14 protein-coding genes and 1 pseudogene are annotated in these 21190 nt (G+C 58.0%); 6 read left to right on the forward strand and 9 right to left on the reverse strand.

The window, feature by feature from the left end; translation table 11 throughout:
• The first annotated feature begins 439 nt into the window (after positions 1–439).
• The 3 genes from XF30_RS10955 (at position 440) to XF30_RS38440 (ending at position 5147) form a co-directional block, all read left to right on the forward strand.
• Positions 440–1225 (forward strand): helix-turn-helix transcriptional regulator, encoded by a 786-nt coding sequence (locus XF30_RS10955; protein WP_349644139.1) that lies wholly within the window; start codon positions 440–442, stop codon positions 1223–1225.
• Positions 1226–3223: 1998 nt separating this feature from the next.
• On the forward strand, positions 3224–4768 hold the full coding sequence (gene rpoN, locus XF30_RS10960; protein WP_502696088.1) for an RNA polymerase factor sigma-54: 1545 nt from the start codon (positions 3224–3226) through the stop codon (positions 4766–4768).
• 211 nt (positions 4769–4979) lie between these two features.
• On the forward strand, positions 4980–5147 hold the full coding sequence (locus XF30_RS38440; RefSeq protein ID WP_192893103.1) for a hypothetical protein: 168 nt from the start codon (positions 4980–4982) through the stop codon (positions 5145–5147).
• Positions 5148–5828: 681 nt separating this feature from the next.
• Here the strand turns inward: XF30_RS38440 and XF30_RS38030 are convergent.
• From XF30_RS38030 to XF30_RS10985, 3 genes are all read right to left on the reverse strand, one after another.
• Positions 5829–8084, reverse strand: a complete 2256-nt coding sequence (locus tag XF30_RS38030; RefSeq protein WP_244608908.1) for a di-heme-cytochrome C peroxidase — start codon at positions 8082–8084, stop codon at positions 5829–5831.
• Between the two features lie 72 nt (positions 8085–8156).
• Positions 8157–9512, reverse strand: a complete 1356-nt coding sequence (locus tag XF30_RS10980; protein WP_244608909.1) for a cytochrome c family protein — start codon at positions 9510–9512, stop codon at positions 8157–8159.
• 124 nt (positions 9513–9636) lie between these two features.
• Positions 9637–12861 (reverse strand): hypothetical protein, encoded by a 3225-nt coding sequence (locus tag XF30_RS10985; protein WP_244608910.1) that lies wholly within the window; start codon positions 12859–12861, stop codon positions 9637–9639.
• Positions 12862–13654: 793 nt separating this feature from the next.
• Between XF30_RS10985 and XF30_RS10990 the strand changes: the two genes are divergently transcribed.
• The 3 genes and pseudogenes from XF30_RS10990 to XF30_RS40075 all read left to right on the forward strand — a co-directional run.
• Positions 13655–14956 (forward strand): T6SS phospholipase effector Tle1-like catalytic domain-containing protein, encoded by a 1302-nt coding sequence (locus XF30_RS10990; protein ID WP_109142685.1) that lies wholly within the window; start codon positions 13655–13657, stop codon positions 14954–14956.
• A 569-nt stretch (positions 14957–15525) separates the two neighbouring features.
• On the forward strand, positions 15526–17055 hold the full coding sequence (locus XF30_RS10995) for a YbaK/EbsC family protein (RefSeq protein WP_146207674.1): 1530 nt from the start codon (positions 15526–15528) through the stop codon (positions 17053–17055).
• Between the two features lie 90 nt (positions 17056–17145).
• Positions 17146–17253: pseudogene (locus XF30_RS40075) on the forward strand (hypothetical protein); the annotation flags it as partial.
• A 120-nt stretch (positions 17254–17373) separates the two neighbouring features.
• Here the strand turns inward: XF30_RS40075 and XF30_RS11005 are convergent.
• The 6 genes from XF30_RS11005 to XF30_RS11030 form a co-directional block, all read right to left on the reverse strand.
• On the reverse strand, positions 17374–18279 hold the full coding sequence (locus tag XF30_RS11005; protein WP_158284346.1) for a HesA/MoeB/ThiF family protein: 906 nt from the start codon (positions 18277–18279) through the stop codon (positions 17374–17376).
• Positions 18276–18830, reverse strand: coding sequence for a Mov34/MPN/PAD-1 family protein (locus XF30_RS11010; RefSeq protein WP_146207675.1), 555 nt, complete (start codon positions 18828–18830; stop codon positions 18276–18278). The genes XF30_RS11005 and XF30_RS11010 overlap by 4 nt, the downstream gene beginning before the upstream one ends.
• Positions 18788–19195 carry a hypothetical protein gene (locus XF30_RS11015; protein WP_109142688.1) on the reverse strand — a complete coding sequence of 136 codons (408 nt, stop codon included), beginning with the start codon at positions 19193–19195 and terminating at the stop codon, positions 18788–18790. Before XF30_RS11015 ends, XF30_RS11010 begins: the two co-directional genes overlap by 43 nt.
• A complete protein-coding gene (locus XF30_RS11020; RefSeq protein WP_146207676.1) occupies positions 19195–19443 on the reverse strand; it encodes a hypothetical protein in 249 nt (82 codons plus the stop codon). The genes XF30_RS11015 and XF30_RS11020 overlap by 1 nt, the downstream gene beginning before the upstream one ends.
• A 112-nt stretch (positions 19444–19555) precedes the next feature.
• Positions 19556–20254 carry an ImmA/IrrE family metallo-endopeptidase gene (locus XF30_RS11025; RefSeq protein ID WP_244608911.1) on the reverse strand — a complete coding sequence of 233 codons (699 nt, stop codon included), beginning with the start codon at positions 20252–20254 and terminating at the stop codon, positions 19556–19558.
• Positions 20251–20640: a helix-turn-helix domain-containing protein gene (locus XF30_RS11030; RefSeq protein ID WP_109142690.1), complete on the reverse strand. Its 390-nt coding sequence runs from the start codon at positions 20638–20640 to the stop codon at positions 20251–20253. The genes XF30_RS11025 and XF30_RS11030 overlap by 4 nt, the downstream gene beginning before the upstream one ends.
• Between the last annotated feature and the right edge of the window lie 550 nt (positions 20641–21190).

The raw sequence follows: 21190 nt of genomic DNA on the forward strand, positions 1-21190 counted from the left end.
AATGTCCGCGAGTGGCGGCCCAACATGCGCAAGCGCCTGAGAGGGGCTGCACCGGTCCGTGACCTGGGGTGTGCCGAGTTGCGCGAAGAGTTCCGTGCCGAGCGCACTTCTTTACGTCGGCGCTCCAGACGTTGGTATGTTCTTACGAGAAGTGCTGACCTTGTCCGCCGCAACCGTTGCATCATTTGCCAGCCATACTTTCGAGGGGCTGGATACGCACGTGACGGTTCGGTAGCTCGGTTAGCAACCGGACCGGCCGGCAACGAACGAAGACAGCTCCGTGTTGGCTCAACCTGCGGGCGGCGCGCATCGGTTTGTTCCACCTATCTGATCGGCACGCGCTGGGACCCGGGCAAACATTTCGGGCCCGGCGCTTTCCCACCGCGTCCAGCTGCAAGAAGCAGAGCCAACACCTGTGCAAGTAAAATGAGAAATAGAAATGGATGACCAATCGCACGGCGCAATGCCACTCTCTTCAATCAGACGGGAAAGCCGCGGGCCAGACCTATTCAGCTTCGTCGATTGCGCTAAACAGACAAAATCAATCAAAGCGCTGTTCGATCTTCTTGTGAGTTGCGCAAGCAATGAAGGCTTTAATAAAGTCGCGTACGGAGCACTCACCTGCTCGAATGAGCGTCGTCTGCTGGACTATCTGCCGCCTCCGCCAACTATAAACTTCCCGTCTGATTGGTGCCAACGCTATGCTGAGCAAGAGTATCGAGCGATCGACCCGGTAGTCCGGCGGACAGCAATGCTGCCAAGCCCCTTTCTTTGGGATGAACTAACCCGTCGATACAAACTGCAGCCCCGTGAGCTGCGCGTCTTACACGAGGCCAGAGAAGCAGGTCTTAAGCATGGCATGAGCGTGCCATTGTTTGGATCGCAAGGCCGATTGGCTTTCGTATCGTTCGCATCTCCCTTCGATGATGCCGATCCACAGGATCGCATGGCTCATCTCACGACATTGGCGTCGGCATTTCACAACGCTGTCGCGCAGATTACACCGCCGCTTGATGAAGATTGCGCGACAGACATTCCGCTAACAGAGCGAGAAACAGAGTGCCTATACTGGGTCGCAGAAGGAAAGTCAGCCTGGGTCATCGGGCGACTTGTGGATGTCAGCGAGAATACCGTCAACTTTCACATGAAGAACGTCGTCAGAAAGCTAGGGGCGGCGAACCGGACAAATGCTGTACACAAAGCAACCCGACGCCGCCTGATTTAACTCCGCGCCCGTTTAAAGGCACGATCAAAGGCCCCGTCCTCGGGCGAGCTCTTCTGTTATTGCCGACGATCGGGACAACCGATCTCAAGTGGCTTCGACGATGTACTTCAACGAAAGCGGCTCAAACCAGATAGTTGGGCAGGCAAGCGCACGCGCGCGTATGCGGTGTCCCTCAACAACGCCCGGTGTGGACTTGGGGCGTCGTCGTTGCAGGCAAGTCTTGTTGCGCCAGACTCAATCCGCCTCCCAAGCGATCTAGTGTTGCTAAACAGGCGGCTCAACGCGACGGCGGAAGACGCCGACATGATCTTCATTCTCTCCAGCAACCGCTCGAGGCGATCGAGGCCGCGCCAGCCGTCCCGGCCTTACCGATCAGGCAATCGAGGTGCCGCTGCCTGATGTGATTCGCCGAGGCAAGGTGGTTCGCCCTATGGCAGCGGCTTGCCGGTGGACGAAGCCATGTCGCTGAAGCCGTGCGCTTCACCGAGGGGGCAGCGCACGGCTTACAATTGTGGCGCGATTTCCATCCACGTAGCGACCTGCTCGTGCAGCGAGATGAATCGCCTATCTAAGCATTGTGGTAAGGGTTCTCCAGCGCAACGACCTTGCCGCATGTTGATCTAGCAGGAGGTGAGCAGCCCAGGACAATATTGCCGTGGCGGCGACTGATGGCAAACTGTCTTGATCTTGATCCGCCGCTTGAGCTTTTCGTTTGGCCGCTCAATGGTGTTAGTATCCGGCATGAGATCTGCCGGTGCCAACGTTTCGCTGCGGTGTTCTGCAGCGTGTTGTATCGTGCTACCATCGGCACAGAGGCAGCGGGAGCACGAAATCCGGGTCCGGGGATATAGGCAATGAGCCGGGAGTTCGAGGTGGGAGCTGGTCACCTCTGCGACTCACTGCGTTGTAGCAAGAGCGCTAACTCGCAGTTGTCGTCTCGCCGCAGCTCAGATAGCGATGAGACGAGCGATTGGACTCGGTATCCAGCGAAGCTTCGGAGGGATGTTGTTTTGGGGCAGGCTCCGCCGGCAACACTGATATGACGCGGAGTGCGCTAAAGCGCCGGCAAGACTCTGCTGGCCAGCGATGAGGTGGTGCTCGATGCCATAGGCAACAGCATGGCGGTCTACGCCCGTGCGGACGCCCTTCGCCTCGTGTGAAGCAACTCGCGCAGGCTCTCGACAAACCGACAAGATCGTCCCGGCCACGCCGGCCAATTTGGAGGAGGAAAGTATCCTTCCCAGATTCGGATGCGTGAGAGGCCCAGAAGCGACATCGCGAATGCGTTGGGACCTTCGCCAGGATAAGTCGAAGCGCAGGCACAATAGTGCCCGCTGTTCGATCTTCCGCCGATTTGCCTCAGCAATTTGGGCGAGGGACTGGTTTTCGACGCACATGGGGCAGGCGCTGCGCTAACAAGCGGCGGACTTTAGGCAGCCGAACGCGACGATAACCTCGCAATCTCTTTTGGCGCACGGCCGATCTCGCGGCCATTTCAACCCGCCACCTCAACTGTTTTGACCGCAAGCCTTAGTGCCAATCCGTTTGGGGACGTTCTTCCATGATTGGCTTCAAAGTTCGTGTCAATTCCGACCGTGCAGCAAGGCTCTATGTCAATGGACTGTCGGAGTGACGGGCAGGTACCAATGAAGCCCAGCGCACCTATTGCCGGTGGTCCTACGGGATGGTGTAGGATCGCGGATACTCTCAGGACTCACCGAAACTGCCGCGGACTGCCAAGTCCTTCATCGGAGTGTCGCCACAGTGAAACTGTGGTGGTTCATGTCCTCGGGTCAAAGTGCCACCTCCTAATCTCTAGTTCTCTAGTTTCACGGAGAACGGAACTTGAGTTCTGCAAGAGTTTCGGTGTCCGGCTGTTGGCTGCCTTCATTAAATATCTCACCTCGCACCTGCTTTTGCGCGACATCAAATACGCGTGGATCAGCTCCTGACTAGAAGGGCAAAACGCGGGCCAACTTCAGTAAAGGTTCTTGCTTCATGGCGCTCACGCAGAGATTAGAGTTCCGGCAGTCGCAGTCGCTGGTCATGACGCCGCAGCTGATGCAGGCGATCAAGCTGCTGCAATTGTCTAATCTCGATCTCACGAGCTTCGTGGAGGAGGAGCTCGAGCGAAACCCACTGCTCGAGCGAGCCAATGACGATGTAGCTGGCGCCGAAGCCCCGACTGAAGTCGATCAGGTCAGCGGCGAACAGCTGGCCGAGGCAGTTGCGCGGAACGCCCAGGATGCCGCGCCGACCACCTATACCGAATGGGGCGGCGGCGCCTCCGGTGACGAAGACTACAATCTTGAGGCCTTTGTCGCGGCCGAGACAACGTTGTCGGACCATCTCGCCGAGCAGCTCTCGGTGGCCTTCACCACGCCCGCGCAGCGCATGATCGGCCAGTACCTGATCGACCTCGTCGACGAGGCCGGCTATCTGCCGCCCGATCTCGGCCAGGCTGCCGAGCGTCTTGGCGCATCGCAGGCCGAGGTCGAAAACGTCCTCGCCGTGCTGCAAAAGTTCGATCCGCCCGGCGTCTGCGCGCGCTCTCTGAGCGACTGCCTGGCGATCCAGCTCCGCGAGCTCGACCGCTACGACCCCGCGATGCAGGCCCTGGTCGAGCATCTCGATCTGCTCGCCAAGCGCGACGTCGCGGCGCTGCGCAAGATCTGCGGCGTCGACGACGAGGACATCGCCGACATGATCGGCGAGATCCGCCGCCTCAATCCCAAGCCCGGCATGAAGTTCGGCTCGGCGCGCCTGCAAACCATGGTGCCCGATGTCTATGTCCGTCCGGGTCCCGACGGCGGCTGGCATGTCGAGCTCAACAGCGACACCCTGCCGCGCGTGCTGGTCAACCAGACCTATTATTCCGAGCTGTCGAAGAAGATCGGCAAGGACGGCGACAAGTCCTATTTCACCGACGCGCTGCAGAACGCGACCTGGCTGGTGCGCGCGCTCGACCAGCGCGCCCGCACTATCCTGAAAGTGGCGACCGAGATCGTGCGCCAGCAGGACGGGTTCTTCACCCACGGCGTCGCGCATTTGCGCCCCCTCAATCTGAAGGCCGTCGCCGACGCCATCCAGATGCATGAATCCACGGTGTCGCGCGTCACCGCCAACAAATACATGGCGACCAACCGCGGCACATTCGAGCTGAAATATTTCTTCACGGCCTCGATCGCCTCGGCCGACGGCGGCGAAGCGCATTCGGCGGAAGCGGTGCGTCACCACATCAAGCAGCTGATCGATTCGGAGGAGCCCTCCGCGATCCTATCGGACGACACCATCGTGGAACGCTTGCGCGCCTCGGGCATTGATATTGCCCGCCGCACGGTCGCGAAGTACCGCGAAGCCATGCGCATACCCTCCTCGGTGCAACGCCGCCGCGACAAGCAGTGGTCAACGATCAACAGTCGAGCATCGGCAGGAACTGCCGTCCATGAAGAACTCCCAACCGTCGATTTGGACTCCACAAGTGACGCTTTGGATTTCCCTGAAAGTGAGTCTTTGACACGACATTTGTTGATTGGTGATTGAACGAAGCCGCTCGCGCCGACTGCCGTCTGAGAGGATCCGAGCGTTCTCAGAGCAGACCCCTTCATACAGGAGGTTTTCTGTTGCCTCAGGTGAGCCGCCGCATGCTCGAGGACACGACGGTGGGCAGTTTGTCGCCGGCAACGCAACCTAGCCGATTGTTTTAGCCGATCGCCCGTTTGGAGGAAGTTCATACGTTCCAGGTTCACTTGGTGTGACAGGGATCTCTTGGCCGCATCTCAACCAGATGGTCTGTGCGTCGCACCTTTTCCACGGCGTGACGCTCGGCCACGGCGAGATTGCCGAGCGCATCGCCTGCGCGCGAGAGCCTCGCAAGCTGCCGGTCGTGCTGATTACGGAGGAGGTGGTGAGCTTTCTGTAGGCAATCCTGAGCCTAACGAGCCGCATAGCGCTGACGACGTCTAGCCGCAGCATTAAGCGTTTCGGAAGTGGCATTCCTCGCGATCCCGGATATCGACAGACAGCGGATGATCATCCGGAAGCGGGCAAAGCCGGCAGGGACGTCATGCTCTCGCCACGACTTCTTAACATTCTAAGGGCCTATTGGCGGCTAACCCGGCCGACACGCAGGTATTTGCCGGCCGCCACAGCTAGCAGCCGCGTGATCCGCTCGGCTCACATCGCAGCGAATCTGAACAAACCCGTGACGGTGCACACAGTGCATCACAGTTTTGCGACCCATCTTCTAGAGCGGCGCCGACATTCGTGGGACCCATGTTGATGCGGTTTGCGCCGCAATTGGTCACCTTGACGCCTTCTATGCTATGACTGTCGCATGGGCCAGCCGACCAGGCACCGGCTCTCCCAAGTCGTTGGGAAGCCGAATTCCGCGTCGACGTCCTGAGCGGCATTCGGGCTCTGGGATAGGTGAGGGGCAGCGTCATCCGAAACCTCGAAAGGCTCGGGGTCGATCCAAGCGAAGTCGGCGTCGACGTCCTCGCTCTCGCGGCGATGGTGCACGCCGCCGACAGAGGGATGAACCGGCTCCGCGGAAGATCCAACGTAGCCGCGCCGACGTGCAGGTCGGCGGGCAACGCCTTGCTCATAGAGTCTTGAGATACTCGACAAGCGCTCGCCGTTCGGCGTCGGTCAATTCTGGTCCGATCACGCCAGGCGGCAGCTTCCTTAAGTCGGTTTCCTTCCCCTCGAAGGAATGCCCGCGATTGCTGTTCCCCAGCAGAGACACATCGAAGTTCGTCAAGCCGGGCGCACAGCTGTCGGCCGACTGAGCTTTCGTAAGAAGTCCGACATTGACCGGGTCGAACGCACGGCTGCCGACGCAGAACGACGTCGGCCGCTGGCCCTGCGGTACCAACATGTCTCTCAGCGTCGGAACGGACCCGTTGTGCAGATAAGGAGCCGTCGCCCACACACCGTCCAACGGACGCGCCCGGTACTGAGGTTCAAGGGCGAGAACAACTTCATCCTTGCCGTTGCGGCTTGCACGCGCCCCGACATAGACCCGCTGGTTTTGGCAGTTCTTTCTCGGCCCCCACATTTGACGCTTGGTTTCTTCAGAAGTGCCGTTCGCAGTCATCCATTGGTCAATCGTCTTGCCGACCACGTCCATGAGCGCGAGTACAAACAGAGGATCTGCCCCTTTATCTGCCGAAAGGCCACAACCTCCGGCTTTGTTGAGGTCATCTGCAGGATTTAATCCGAGTGACTCGGGTAGGTGAACGCGCCGCGTCGTGAGGACGCTGGATTGTTGGGGGTCGGTGCCGATCGCGGTGACCGGCATCTGGACCACGTTGAAATAATGCCGTCCGCCGATCTCCACCCAATTCTTCTCATTCTTGGCTGAACGATCGGGGTTCTCTGGGCTCCAGAACGAATCTTCCGGCCACTTTTTGTCGAAGGCAGTATCGTTGACCGGGCCCCGGTGGCATTCAAAGCAGTGAGCGCGATAAAGATCGCGACCTTGTTCGACGAGCTTTTCATCAATCGCCCAGGCCGGGTCACCGCGGAATTTCTCCTGCGCGTCCTTCCATTGGGGGGCCATGAGCCCGGTAAATTTTCTGCGGCCTGCATCGCCCGCCGAAAACGGATCAGCGCCGCGAAGAAGCTCTTCGAACCGTGCGACTTCGGATAGATGTATCGACGAGGCAAAAAGCGGCCGTCCGGGCGCGGCCGCTGTCATATTGATTTTCGCGCTGACACCGAGCGCCTCGCCGGAATTGCGAACGAGTTCGTTGAGAACAGAGGCGTCATACTGTGCCCAAAGGAAATACGGCGTGCCCCAGATTGGCGGAAAGCTCACGGGCGCATCGTGCCGCGCGAAATTGCCCTTGAGGAGTGGGTCCCGGAGTTCGCCAGTCACGGGATCGAGTAGGTTCGTATAGAAAACCTGGTTCCCGATCCGGTTCAGCGCATCAAGTCGACCGAATCCTTCATCGAGATCCGCCACTCCTTGTCCCGTCAAAAGTCTGTCGGTCGCTGCCTTTTGATTCTTGATCTTTTGAAGTGCAAGCTCCAGATCGCCTCGAATCTGCTTTCGATCGACGCTTTGCCCTTTGATCCGCTCCAGCTTGCTGGCGAAACGCTCAAATCGCCATGGCAACATCAGCGTGTAGCCGATCGATAGCCCGATGACTCTTTCAACTTCGCCGAGATTGACCATCGCCGGCCCACCGTCGAACCGTATACTGACATTCTTGTATTCGAGATGCCCCGTATGACAGGCGGCGCAGGTTAGTCCGATCTGATCTTCATATGGGGCGCCCGTCGTCGGATCGACACCGCCCTTGAGAATGGCAAAACCGACCGGCAAAGCGTTCGGGTTGTCGGGCACGCTTGGTGCCCAACCGGGGGTCGCGGTACCCCTATTCGGTGCATCGTCGTGATAACCATATGAGGGCGCATTACCGGCAAAGCCCTTTGAGCTAGGGCTCGGGATGAAGCCCAGGCGGCGCAGATAGTCCTCGTCGCTCAAGCTCGTGTAAGAGAAGGACAGCTCCGGGCGTTCCAGGGCCAAGAACCACTGATAGGGGACAGGAATGGTCGCCGTCCCCTGGGACGTGTGGTGGAACCAGTAACGCTGACGGGAGCTCCAGTTTTGCGGCAGCCAATAGGCGGCTTCGATCTTCGATGGCTCCGGCAGGGTCGCAGGCAATAATTGAGCGACCAGATTTGCGTCGTTCTTGATTTTGAGGGCTGCATCGCGAACCTTCTCCGGCGCGAAATACACCAGGCCGGCCGCCACGATCACGACAACAAAAATTGCAAACAACAGGCTGGTGATATGAGGCCAGCGCATTACCCAGGAATAAAGACGAGAGCCAAAAGAAGGTCTCCCCATAACGAGCACTCCATTAATCTTTTCGTGCGTCGAGCCGAGCCGGCAGACTGCCGCAAACGGTCGCAGCGTCTGTTACTTGTTCAGCAGTCGGCTATTGATGAAGGCGATCACGTCGGCCGTCTCGGCTGCCGTGCGCCGGGTTATTGTCGCCGCCGCCGGGCCCCTCTGCAAGAACGACGGGAACCAGCCGAAATTGCGAACATTCCAATCTTCTTTCGGCCAGACCGCGCGGTTCACGCCAAGCGCTGCGAAGTTTGCAATTCTCCTGGCGAGTGGTTGCGCTGTCTCGGTGTGACAGCTGACGCAATCGGTATTGAAGAAGTGGCTCTTGTTCGGATCGGCAATGGTATTGACGATCTCGATGATGCGGCTGTTGGGCACGTTGCCGTCGATAAACTCGGAGGTCGAAACACCTTTGCGATCAGCGGCGGGCAAGGGCGGATTTTGCAACGCCGCGTGTCGACAGGTGATCGGATTTTGATTGTTCGTACCCGGTTGCGGGACGACGTGTTTTCCGCCAATGATGCTGAACATCTGTGCCGCGTGCAGGCCATCAAGCGTCGGGCCGGGCACGGGTATTAGGCCTGCTTGCGGGACCCTTAGCATCGACACGAAAATCCAGGGCTCGGGCGGTGCGATGCCCATCACTGCCATGGTGTTGAGGCGCTGAGGCGAAAGATGCTTCTCAAGCAAGGTCTTGAGCGCATCGCGAAACGCCTTGGCCGATGCTCCTACAAGACCCGGATGCACGTTCAGATCACCGGCAGTCGAGACTTTAACTTTACCAAAATGTCCGGCGGCAAGCTGATCGCGCAAGGTCGCGACGTCACGAACGATTGCCTTAAAGGCCTCGTCGTCCGGTTTGAATCGCGGGAACGGCGCGCACCCGTCCAGCGGCGGATCCGCCTCGAGAGTGAAACTGAAGATGAGGTGGCCCGCGGTGTCGTGAACCTTGAAGCCGTCCGGCCCATTGGTCACCGGCTGAATGATGAGGCGGATTTGCGGTTGTCGGCCAAATTGGGCGATGACATCCGGCGCCAATCCCGGCGCGCCCGGATCGATACGGATGCCAGCCACAAACCAGGCGTCGATCTTTTTCACGGCATCGGGCAACTGAATTTGACGTACACCCGAATCAGGCACGCCCGGACGCTCCGGATTTTCCGCGTTGGCGATAAAGCGCGCGAAGTCCGCGTCGGAAAACAGCCGCTGGGGGGATCCAGAGGGACCGCGGAGATCGGACACTGCGATTAGATTGGCGAGATCGCCCGCCGACTTCGGCGGAGGAAAGAGAATTGACACATCATTAGGCGCGAGCGGCTTTGAGGCAGCTTGCGCCGGAGCCGTTGTGACGTCCAAAGCGGATGCGAACATCACTCCGGCCGCAAACAGTCGTGCAAGCCGCCGACGAAACATCAATCTGTGCATTTCACCCCTTGTCACCATTGGAAATCCCCCTGTAAGACCAAAAACTTCAGCATCAGCTGTCAAAAGCGGCGGTCCGCCGTTTCGCTCTCTCGCGTCGGCAATGCGAGCGACGGGATCAAACTCCTCATTCCTCACCGTAGAATTGGCTTTGCAGGGTCTTGAGTTTCGTCGGATGCAACGCCTCCTCAATACAGCCGAGGAACATCTCACTTCTTGCACTGACCCGTGTCCTGTCGACCGGCGCATGTGCCATGTCCGTTTGCAACGCGCGTACGGCCGCCCAGTCGTTTGCACGATCCTTGAGTAACTCGAACAGTGTTCGGCGATTGTTGGGCGGAGATAATCGGTCGTCCCTATACCGGTGCAATCGGAAGTGGGCGAAAGTGACCTTGGCCGAGATCTTGGCATCCCTGAGGGCGTCGGGAAGCGTCAGCAGGTCGAACCCTTCGAGCTCGCCCAGCTGCTGCATTTGATCCTGCGCTTCCTGATATTGCTCGCGGCCGACCAGTTGATACATTCCTCGCGGGCGAAACAGCCAACCGTCATCCGTTCCGGGTTGGTTGCCGAACAGATTGCCGTCGTAGTCAAGGACGAAGTTGGCCAATTCCTTGGGATGATTGAGCAATGAACCAATGTCGACCCCGGGCTTGTTTGCGGCCGCAAGCTTTGCGTTACTCTGGTCGATGCGATCGCGCCATTTCTGTGGGAGTTGTGAAGCCGCGCTGTACGAGAAATTCTCGCTGGTGCGCGTAAAGTCGGCGCTGTCGTAGGACACTGACCCAAGAATATAGGCCAGGATACGAGGATCGGTCTCCTCGACGCGATCCCATTCCTGCAACAAGGCCTTCACCTGCTCGGCCTGATAATAGGCCATGTAGCTCTTGCGATATGGCGGAACAGGTGGAGGAGCCGGTGAATGGTCCTTGCTCGATCCGGCCAACTGTTGCTCGTAGGCGGCGAGTTTTTCTTGATACTTCTCATAACCGCGCTTCTGCAGCCAATTGCTCTCATAGCAAGCAAGCAACGGCTGCGGCTTGATCTTTGGAGATGGTTGATATTCCTTCGCTAACTCGCCGGCGTAGGCAGCCCGTGCGAGCTTGGCGTCCTTAAGCGTTTCAAATGCGGACGCGACCGATCCATTCAGAAGATGGAATAACTTCACCTGCAGGCAATCAGCGTTGCTTTGCCTCTCGCGGGACTGATCGAAGTCGTCCTTCGGCACGCAATCCCAAAAGCGACCGCTGCTCAATGAGATGATATCTTCGGTCTTCTGGGACAACGTCCAGCCGAGTGGAAGGCTGTAAAACAGGCCTGTTATGTCCGTCCGGCCGAACGTCGGAAAGCGCTGCACACTGGGAGTCACTTCGACCTCGGGCCGACGATCGATGCTGGTTGCATGATTGAGCGCGACATAGGTTCGGGAGGTTCGCGTGCTCAGAAGCGCGCGTACCGGCTCCATGAGCTCACCGAACATGAATGACCCATGATCACCGAATTGCCCGCTGACGAGCGACAGGAGGTAAATCCTGAATCTTGGCGCGTCGGAGGTGCCCTTGATGCTGTTAAGCTTCTCAATCAGGTCGAGCGCGGTCTCAATCCCAGAGTTTTCCACGTATCCGCCGTCCACCAGGCGCGCGTGCGGATGAGAAGTTATGCAGTCATTCTTGACCGAGACGGTCGCCGCCGGCGTCACCCACGGAAATCGCGCGCTCGTGAAAGCAGCTGTGCTAAGCGGAATACGAAGCGAGTGGCTCTTGACCGTTTGGTCAGCCCCGGTGCCCGTGCGTTCAAGCGATGCAAGAACACACAGGTCCGTGTCTTTCGGGTGCAGCGGATCGAAGTCGAAGGGAGAGATGACAGCCCGTTTGCCGCTACCGGCATCTGTCGTGTTGAACAATAGGGCCGGCATGTTGTTGCCGGGCGCCCAATGGGACTGATAGTCGGCTTTTAGCAGATTGGATCGATCGTCCCCGCCATTGTGGCTGCCAAGCATCCTGTCACCGGCGTTCTCCAAGGTGTATTCGAGGAAACGCGCGCGATCGAAGGCAGGAATCGCAAACGGCGAAAACATTTGAGTAAAATCAGTAAACAGAAAGCCGGCGACCAAAGGCGATAGAAAATCCGTTGCCAAGACGCTCGCAACCCGCTGCTCGACCGGGCCGGGAGCATCAACATCTTGGACCCGCCCAACCCCGGCAAGGAAATCTGCGATTTTGGGGCATGTCTTTCCGTCGACGGCATTAGAATCAAGGGACGCATTTTCGGCGTGGAGCGCAGCGGCGAAGATTGCCGAACCGACGCTGCCGCCGGACACACCGCTTATCGCAAACAGATGTTGGCGAAATGCCGGGCAGAGATCCTGCAGTCGCGCTAGGAACCGCGCCGCATTGTTGGCGGCATAGATCCCTCCACCTTGAGCCGCCACAATGAAGACGGGATATTCGCCGAGCCTCTTGGCTTCCTCCACCCGCGGCTTCTGCAAAAGCCACTCGCGGAATGCGCCGGCAGCGGACATGCGCGCTTTCTCCGGCGGGCTGTTTGCTTCAGAGACGGTACGCAGTTCGTGGTTGTCACCTCCGAATAAGGAGGCAAGCAGGAACAAGCCGCCAAAGACAACCGGAATAAACGGAAACGCAAATCTGATCGTCAAGAGAGCAAAATGGACCGTGAGACCAATGACGCAAACCGCAAAGAGAGCGATCACGCCGAACGATCCAAGAAATTGTGCGAGCCCATCAGGTAGCAGGATGAATGCTGTTGTCAACAGCACGATGCCGCCAATCGAGAGCGCGAGAAACCTGTAGCGGATGAAGTAAGCGTTGTTGGCGCGGCTCGCGATATCAATCGAGCGATCTCTTGATCCTATTCGCCAAGTAAATGCCACGAAACAGGCGAGCATGATCAGCATGGCGATCGCGAGAATGAGCAGCATGTTCCGCTCAAACGCCAGCGCCTGGTCTTGAATGCGGAAGATACTGCCGACTTCCTCGACCTCCCCGATCTTTCGCGCCGGCCGTGATGCGAATTGACCTGCTGTGGCCGCGATGATCGGCAGTGCTCCAAGCAGGATGGGAGCAAGTCTTATATATAAGGCCAGGCGCCCCGAAGGCTTAGGGATTTGCGGCAGTGATGCAGTTGTGAGCTGAAACGCACTCGCCCAAATCGCGATGGCAATCACACCTAAGGCAGCGAACTCCTTGAACGTCACCCAACCAAGGTCGTCGGCGGCTATCCGATAGAGCTCCTGAATCTGATCTGGCAGATAGAGCAACACTGAAATAGCTGCGGACAGAACAATTATCCATCGAAGGTTGCGCAATAGGGTAAACAGCTGCTCGCGCACACTCATCGCATCATCTCCCTCACATATTTATGGAGATTGCTGGCCAGCCACTGAAAGAGGCTCTGGTACTAGGCATTCGCGCCAGCTCACGTTGAAATTGTTCAGCCCGTAGCGTACGAGCGACTTAAAATAGATTGACTTTTGGACACGCTCTTAGATAGCGCGTCAAATATTGTGCACTTCCCTACAGGAGTGTGCCGGCTTTGTCGATATGTTCTGCGCGGCGATCGGAGAGTTTTCCTCCGAGTGACCTCCACTTCTTTTGCATGGGAGCGCAAATCACTTGCCGACGTATGACTCCCCTTGAGGCGGCTGGCAAAGCCTGATCGCAAACGCTCAGTACGAACCGCACCGTTCCCGGTAGGAAGAATACGCGCTTGCCGGGCACGGGGTGCATGAGGGTCCGCGACGAATCTGCGACCGATTGGCTTTCGATGAGACGTCTTGCTGCTTGAATGCAGGATCTGGCACTGTTGTTCATCGTGACTCCGCGCGGAAACGCAAAAAACCGGCGCAGCCGTTGCTCTAGTCTGTGGGATACGGAGTGTGGTTAGGGCGGTGTGTTGCGCTCCTGCCGCTGGCATAGCTAAGAATAACAGCGATCCGGGGGGGCGGTGCTCTTGGGATATAGAAATGGGTTACGGCGACTCGCCTTCAGTCTTAGCGGTCCGAGCTTTCGTCGCGCATGTGACGGTTGAGACACAACCTGAAAATTGGTCGTGCGCCTGCCGGCGCCGCGTTTATTGGTGCGCTTGGCTACCGGAGTCCTCTCTGAGGGCGGCCAAGTCGGAACCCTTCCATGAAGGTTTTTCGCTGGGTTGAGCGCGTCGGGCACACGATTGGGCTGTTGCTCGCGATTGTGGCCATTGTCGCGATCGGAGTGATCGTCGGTCGTCCTGCAGAGAAGAGTGGCAATCAGCCGAACTTTGCAGGCGCAGAGCAGCAGCAAAAGCGCCTCGCGGTCTTTCTTGACGGGACATGGAATAGCGTCAACAGCAACACCAACGTCTGGCGAATGAGGGCTCTCTGTGCGAGCAAAAGCGCGGATGGCAAACCTCAACTCGTCTACTATGAGGTTGGGGTTAACGGGTTTTTGGGCGGTATTTTCGGTCAGGGGCTCGATGAAAACATTCGCCTCGCGTACGAGTGGCTCATCGAAAATTACAACGAAGGCGACGAGATTTTTATTTTCGGATTTAGCCGGGGTGCTTTCACAGCCAGGGCCTTGGCTGGATTGGTTGCCATCAATGGTGTCCTGAAGGCTGGCTCTCCGATCGGGGTGACAGAGCTGTTTGATCGCTACAAGAAAGGCGATGAGGAGAGCATTTGGCGATTGAAGGATATCGCAGCGAGTGGAGACACTAGCAAGTTGTCGGAGCAAGAAAAGTGGCTTCTCAAATACTCGCAGCCTGCTCAAGTAAAGGTAATGGGTGTGTGGGATACCGTCGGCTCCGTCGGTCTAGCGGCAGGGAACATTCCGGGCATTAGCCGTTCTCAGTTCGATTATCTCCAAACAGGACTGCGCATCCATATTTTGAACGGCTATCACGCCCTTGCTATCGATGAGCATCGCAACGACTTCGCTCCCACGCTTTGGGATGTTCGTCACCCCAAGGATCCCGGCGCGGTCATCGCAAAGCCGCGCCCGCTTTCCGGAATTGAGCAGCGTTGGTTCGTAGGTGCCCATGCCAATGTCGGGGGCGGCTATCAGACCGATCTTCTCGCCCAAGCTCCCCTGCGTTGGATGATGAAGAAAGCAGAACTGCACGGTCTTTCGTTCCGATCGGAGGTCGATCTCGATGGAGACGCCGTAACAGCGCCGATTGCCGACTCGTATACGTCCTTTGGTTCTGGTCTCTATGCCTGGTTCACTTCGCCTTTGTATCGGATCATCGGCAGGGAGCCGGCTGTCAGGGAAGACGGCAGCCATATCAACGTCAATGAGACGATCGACGCTAACGTATTCAAGCGATGGCGAGCTGATCCAACGTATCGCCCGGCAAACATTGTCGAATGGGCGCAGCGTAAGAAGGTTGATCCAGCTCAGTTTCAAACCTCCGTGCGGGCCGACGATCCCCGCGTCGAGGTGCCAGACCCGTAAGTAGCATCGGCGAGGGCGCCAGCTCACCACATTCCGCCGAGGTGGGCCAATTCGGTACGTGAAACTCTGCAGAGTGATTAGCCAAATGGTTCAGCCCAGCGCCTAAAACCGCTAATCGGAATCGCGGTATGGTCGCGAATGATTCTTTTGTCACTTACGTCTGCAAACCTAGCCGGCCACCGGCGGGCGGAATTTTTCGAAGAGTGCCAAGTACCGACTTGGGCTCTTCCTCTTGCGAGAGATTGCCAAGCCGAACACGAGCGCCAGGTGGGGCTGCTTCGTTGGAGCGTCCCGAGCAGCGCGTGTCGATACATAGTAAGCCGCGTCGCTCAAACAAACCGCGCGCCGGTTCGGCGGAACGCGGGCTTGAGTGACGCCAAGTTTGCGCATATTGGCCGGGAGTGATTCTCGAATTGAACTGCTGCGCAGGGGCGAGAAAGTATGCAGCAATCTCGATGGTTGCGCCTCAGAAACAATTGCGTACGGGTTGCATTGATTGAGACGAGCGACTATTCGAGCATCTAAAACAGCAGGAGAACATTGCCCAGTTTGTTGTCTTTGCCGAAGGCGTGAGAGAGGTTTCATCTCAAGCTATTTCTCTTCTAAAAAGCCATGACGTTCATGTCGTATTTCTTGATGGCCGGACGCTGGGGCAGGGCCACGTATTAAGCAGTTTTGTCTTCGACAACAAATTGACGGAGGTGCATAACCTTCAGGTCAATTTGGTCTGTGATGAGATCGTCAAGCGACTTAAGAAGCTCTTTCATACTGTGCTCTCTGACATTGCGGCTCCAGTTTATGATAAGCTCTACGGTAGCACGAAGTTTGCTACCGAGCTTGCGATGAGGAAGGAGGAGGGTCTCGTCGACCAAATCATGTCAGACCTGGATTTGGAACGCCGGCAATCGACTCAGCAACTTATCGCTGTCGATGTTGGGACCGGAACAGGCCGGCATGCCTTTCGTATCTCGAAATACTTCTCCCGTGTTTATGCGTTCGATTTCTCCACGCACATGATAAGGGTGGCTAAGGAGAAGAAAGTCGCGTGCGACGATCGACGCATAGCCTTTTCCGTTGCCGACTTCGAGTACGAGGAGGTGGACGGCGAAAGCGACTTCGCAGGAAAAGTGGACTTCGTCTGCGCAAGCTTTGGAATGGGCAGTTTTGTGGAGGACACTCCCAGAATGCTTCGGCGCTTCCATGAGTGGCTGAAGCCCGGCGGAGCCGTGTTGTTGAGTTTCTATAATTCAAATACAATCGTCGAGAGCATGAAGCCAAACTGGAGGGACACCTCGCTGGCAGCACACATAGACGCCGATCGACAGACGGCCCAAGTCGCGCTCGAGGATATGACCTTCTACATTTTCTGCAAGCCGTATCAACCGCAGATGAAAGAGCAAATTAGCGGCTTGTTTGAGATCCGAAGTATGATCTCGTATCCTTGCATCACAGCTATCCTCCCGAACAGCATGTTCGACTTAAAAAATGCTAAGGACTATTTTTCTCATCTCGATGAGCTTCTGATAAGAGACGACTCGTACTTCTATGGTCACTACGTTCTCGTTTATGCAGTCAAGAGAGCCGACGCTTCCGGTTACGAACGCGTTCGGTCGTTCTTGGCATCGAGGCAAATAGCATGTGAGACCTTGCGACACGCCGCGGTATTTCGAATCCGAGATGTACGCAGAGTGCTGAATTTGAAAGACGGTCAAATGGCCAAGACGGTCATCTTCTCGGTCGGTAAGCAAAAGCAAGACGGCATGCCTCGCGTCGCTATCGCTGTTGTGCCAGGAGACAAGGAAGTCGCAAAGGAGGAGATTGCTAGAGAGCTTGGCATGTCAAAGAACTTGGTTAATCTGGCTACCCACGAGCAAATCAAGACGATGGGGTTCGTCCTAGGTGCGGTCTCGCCATTTGGTTTTGAACAGCACAACGCTAACTATTTCATAGACGAGGCTTTCGAGGAGTCGAGTGAAGACTATGTGTACATGGGAAGCGGGGACAACTTTCAAACGCTCAAGTTGAGAAAGAGTGATTTCTTAGAGTTGACAAAGACCTATACGCGGCTTCGCGCTCAACGTCTGAGATCGCCAGACTAGGCTCCTATTTCTATAAGAATTACGCCCCGGGCAAGCGGAGCTGGTTCGCCGTTACGACGGTCAAGCCGTGGTCCGCGTCGGAGTAACGCAATATCCGCCAGGCTCGGCGTCACAGACACAGCCGAGCTCAAGCCCGATCTCGTCGATCCCTGCGCTAACATCAGTATGGGCACCTCGCTGTTGGGCAAGGTCAATGGCATCGTCATGAAATGGTATGGCGCGCCGCTCCATTCGGCCGTGCGATCGACGTATTTCGATGGGAAATACACCAGAGCTCTCTCCATGGAGAAAATCTCCACGAATCGGAGCGGGCGGGTCCTACTCTCCGGGTTCGCTGATTCCCCGCCTTTCCCTCAACCGCCTTTCACGAAGATGTGGCATCCGCAGGAAGCGCTCGGCATCGGCGTCTTGCGGCTTGCCGCGAATTCCTTCGCAGTAATAGCAATCCGGTTTCGGCTTCGCCGTGGTGAGTTTTGGTACGTGGCCATAATAGTTGATCAGGCGCTGCGGCTCTCTCATGCCGGTGACACCGACCATGAACTCGGTTGCGGCGAGCGCGGAGACGACGCCATTGATTGGCGACACGGAAGGGCCGGTCTCGCGCAGTACCTCCACCGGCACACCGTAGATCGCGGCGCGGCCCACCTTCTCGGCGTCCGTGCTCAGGTATAGTTCGACATCGCGCCGATCAAGAGCATCTAGGCAGTGCAGGCAGCCGCCGCCTTGCCATGCGACGCAGATGCGTCCGCCGTAGACGCCTTCCTCCGGTACGTCAGAGGCGAGATCGATATATGATTTCGCGTAGGCGGCGCACAATTCGTTCAGAATCGCGCGCGGGCCGTCCTCATCGAAGCAGCCAAATATCCAATCGGCCTGCTTCACGGTAGCGAACACTTCTTCGCTGATCAAGCTTGCCCTTATCGGCGTGACGCGAATGGTGGGATCGATCTCGCGCACAAGACGCGCGGCCAGTTCGACTTTTGGACTGCCAGGCACCGGATCATCATTTCTTGCGCCGACGAAGCGGTTGCGATTTGTCTCGTCCAGTTCCTCGTCGTCGACCAGCGTGATGCTGCCAACGCCGAGCAGGGCGAGGTGCTGGACGAGCGGGCTGCCGAGCCCGCCGACGCCAATAACCGCGACGCTCGTGGCTCGCAGCTTGCGCTGCCCTTCCTCGCCGAAGAGGCGGATGTTGCGGTCGAAGCGGGCAGGAAGATCACTCATCCCCAGCCTCCCAGAGAAAAGTTGGTCGGCTTCAGCACGCGACTGCCCTCGACAATCCCGTCCAGCGGACGCGGGATCTTGGGATTGTCGAGCCAGAGCAGGGCGTCGAACCCGGACTTCGCGACGACGATGGCGAGATAGGGGCGCTTCTTGAGCCGCCACCACATGTGCGGCACGGTCTCCTGCAGCCCAAGGCGATCGGCGTAAGAGAAGCCCGCGGGCCATGGACCGGGATGCGAGTGCAATTCCACGAGCGACGTGTCGACATCGTGCGCGCGCTTGATCAGCGCGGCGCGCGTTTCATCGGCCAGCTCCAGATAGTCGTCCTGCTGCACGATGAAGTCGCCAGGACCAAGCTTCTTGGTTTCCGCGACCTCGAAAGTGACCTGATGATCGCTGCGCACGGCGCGGGCAAACAGGAACGCCGCTTGCTCTTCTTCGGAGTCAGACGGCAGCAGGTGCGTCATCAAATCATCGAGCGCGCCGTTCTCCAACTTCAAAAATGCCTTCATGCCCCCTCCCGCAATCGCACCGTGAAACTCCGCACCCACGCGAGCAGGTTCGAGCCCTTGCCCACGTCGGTGGTTGCCGACCAATTCTCCACCGAGCACGAGAAATGCAGCCACTCGCCGGAGAAGGGCGGGGGCGAAGGTGGAGCGCCCGTGTGATTCGGTGCGGCACCTTCGAAATTCAGTCCGGCCAGCGCGAGAAATCCGTAAGGCGCATCGCCGGGGTAGTTGCCCTTGATCAGAAAACAGACCGGCAGCTCGCTCACCGCCTCGTTGCCGATGCGCCAGCCTTCGGGCAGCACGTAACTGGGAATCCTGAACCAGTCTTCCCCGTTCGATTCCGCGTGCTCGACGTCGCCGAAGTGGCGGCGCAGCAGGGCCAGCTCGTGCCTGATACGCGCGCGCATCAGCCACGCTTCCAGCGGTGCTTCTTGCCGAATCCCTGGCCCGGCTTGATCGCGATGATCTCGCCCGGCACAAGCGTCCGTTCTACGTTGTGCTGGTCGACCTCGATCACGCCCTGCGAGAGGTCCCAGCCGCCCAGCTCGGCAATCTGTTCGGTCGTGATCGTGTCCTCGTCCCAGGGAAATTCCTCCCCCTCGATGTTGATAATGTACTTCGGTTCCTTATCGGGTTTCGCCTTCGCCTGACTCATCTTTCCACTCTCCATGTTCGTCCTTTCCGGGGGGCTGTAGTGCCGATCCAGATGTCTGCGCCAGAATGTATGCCAACGTTAGCTTATATAGCTAACACACCCGGCAAAAAAATCAAAGGGTCAGCTGGCCGCTCTCCGGGCGGGCGAAAAGATCATCGAGCCGGATACGGGCGACTACAGGATTTACATCAAAGATTTCAGCCAGTTCGCGGGCGGCGCGCTCCCGCTCGTCCTCTTTGAGCGTGGGCAGGGCCAGCCCGCCGCGTTCCTCGCAAAAGGGGACCGCCGCCTTGATAACGAGACCGCGGGGCATCAACAGACCGCCGATCGCCCGATTCGCCTGGAACTCCCACCAGCGCCCGTCGTAACGCGACTCGTGCGCCGTGCCGTGAACGTCCCGGCAGAGAATTTCCGGTCGGTCGCTTCCGTCCTCGAACAATTTCGGCGGCTTCTCGCCGAGGGCGAAGAGATGCGTATGAAGCAGGCCGTGCCCCGCCTCGTGGGCGAGCGTCGTCCGGATGCGGCGCTCGGAGACGCTGCCACCTTCCTCATCCAGCGCCGTCGTGATCACGATGCCCGTGACCCCCTTCGGCCCGAACGATGTATAGCCGAGCACGCCGTCGGGAAGCGCCTCGTATCGCGGTGAGATCTTGAAGTGCTTTTCGACGAACCGTTCGACCCTGACGGCTTCGGGTATGTCGGGCATCAGCCCCGCGGCTTTCAAAGCGTCGGCGCAGATGCGATCGATCTCCGCAGGCTTGTAGAAAGGGCGGGTCGCGAACGGCCCCCGGTTCGCCCGGTACGTCCTCACTTCTTGCCTCCTTTGGGCGGAGGCTTACTCTTATTGACGAGCTCAAGAAGCTGTTGCGGCGTCAGCTTCTTATCGACGAGCGTGCGGAACGCGAAGGCGTAGCCGGGGTCCTGCTCAGTCATGCGTTTGATTTCATCAAGCGGCGCGCGCTGGTCATGCCGCTTGATTTCCGCGACATCGAGCTTCAGCAGGCGCGACATCTCCTCCAGCATTGGCTCGGAGGGAAAGCGCCGACCGTGCTCCACGTCGGAGATGAAGGGGGGTGAGCAATCGAGTTTCTTTGCGAATTCACGCAGCGAGAGGTCGAGCTCTTCGCGGCGTTCGCGGATTTTTTGGCCAAGCGTTTTCACCGTGTAAGCATACCCAGCGAACGACTCGACCGTCAAGAATGGGAACGCGGAGCACGCCCTTCTGAGCCTCGTGGGCGAGTTCGCTAATGGCTATGCCGCGGCGATCTGGATGATTTTGAAGAAGGCCTACGAGCTGGCGCTCATAGGTGTGATGGTAAGAAAGGCAGCCGTTCACGCTTCTGCTGGCTGTCAGCCACCAAATTTCCTCGTAGTCAGGGGCACGATGCTACATTGCGAAAGAACGGTCCACGGAACCAGGTCTCGACTTTCGCTAGTCCGAACTCCTAGGCAGTGCGCGGTCTACCGCCGGAAAAACGGCCGGAGCTCGTTAGGGGGCGTCTGGGTGACCAGCTGGGACTAAGCCAGCTTGGGCCTGGATGAAACGTGCGCCGGAGCTTCGAATGCCGCGATTGCAAAATGCGATGCGGTTTGATCTAACTACCTCTGCCCCCAATCGGGCGGCCAAAATCGTGCCAAGCCGATTTGGTCGGATCGAGAAAGATCAGTAAGCTCAAGGGATTGCGGGCGTAGTTCAGTGGTAGAACGGCAGCTTCCCAAGCTGCGATTCCGCAGGTCGTTTCCATCC

Origin of the sequence: Bradyrhizobium sp. SUTN9-2 (assembly GCF_003122645.1) — a bacterium.
Taxonomy (GTDB): domain Bacteria; phylum Pseudomonadota; class Alphaproteobacteria; order Rhizobiales; family Xanthobacteraceae; genus Bradyrhizobium; species Bradyrhizobium yuanmingense.

Bases quoted from the DNA above. Each gene is read 5' to 3' on its own strand.
- XF30_RS11005 (WP_158284346.1), bottom strand. From the start codon at position 18,279: ATGAGTGATCTTCCTGCCCGCTTCGACCGCAACATCCGCCTCTTCGGC.
- XF30_RS10985 (WP_244608910.1), bottom strand. From the start codon at position 12,861: ATGAGTGTGCGCGAGCAGCTGTTTACCCTATTGCGCAACCTTCGATGG.
- XF30_RS11020 (WP_146207676.1), bottom strand. From the start codon at position 19,443: ATGAGTCAGGCGAAGGCGAAACCCGATAAGGAACCGAAGTACATTATC.
- rpoN (WP_502696088.1), top strand. From the start codon at position 3,224: ATGGCGCTCACGCAGAGATTAGAGTTCCGGCAGTCGCAGTCGCTGGTC.
- XF30_RS38030 (WP_244608908.1), bottom strand. From the start codon at position 8,084: ATGGGGAGACCTTCTTTTGGCTCTCGTCTTTATTCCTGGGTAATGCGC.
- XF30_RS10990 (WP_109142685.1), top strand. From the start codon at position 13,655: ATGAAGGTTTTTCGCTGGGTTGAGCGCGTCGGGCACACGATTGGGCTG.
- XF30_RS10980 (WP_244608909.1), bottom strand. From the start codon at position 9,512: ATGCACAGATTGATGTTTCGTCGGCGGCTTGCACGACTGTTTGCGGCC.
- XF30_RS10955 (WP_349644139.1), top strand. From the start codon at position 440: ATGGATGACCAATCGCACGGCGCAATGCCACTCTCTTCAATCAGACGG.
- XF30_RS11015 (WP_109142688.1), bottom strand. From the start codon at position 19,195: ATGCGCGCGCGTATCAGGCACGAGCTGGCCCTGCTGCGCCGCCACTTC.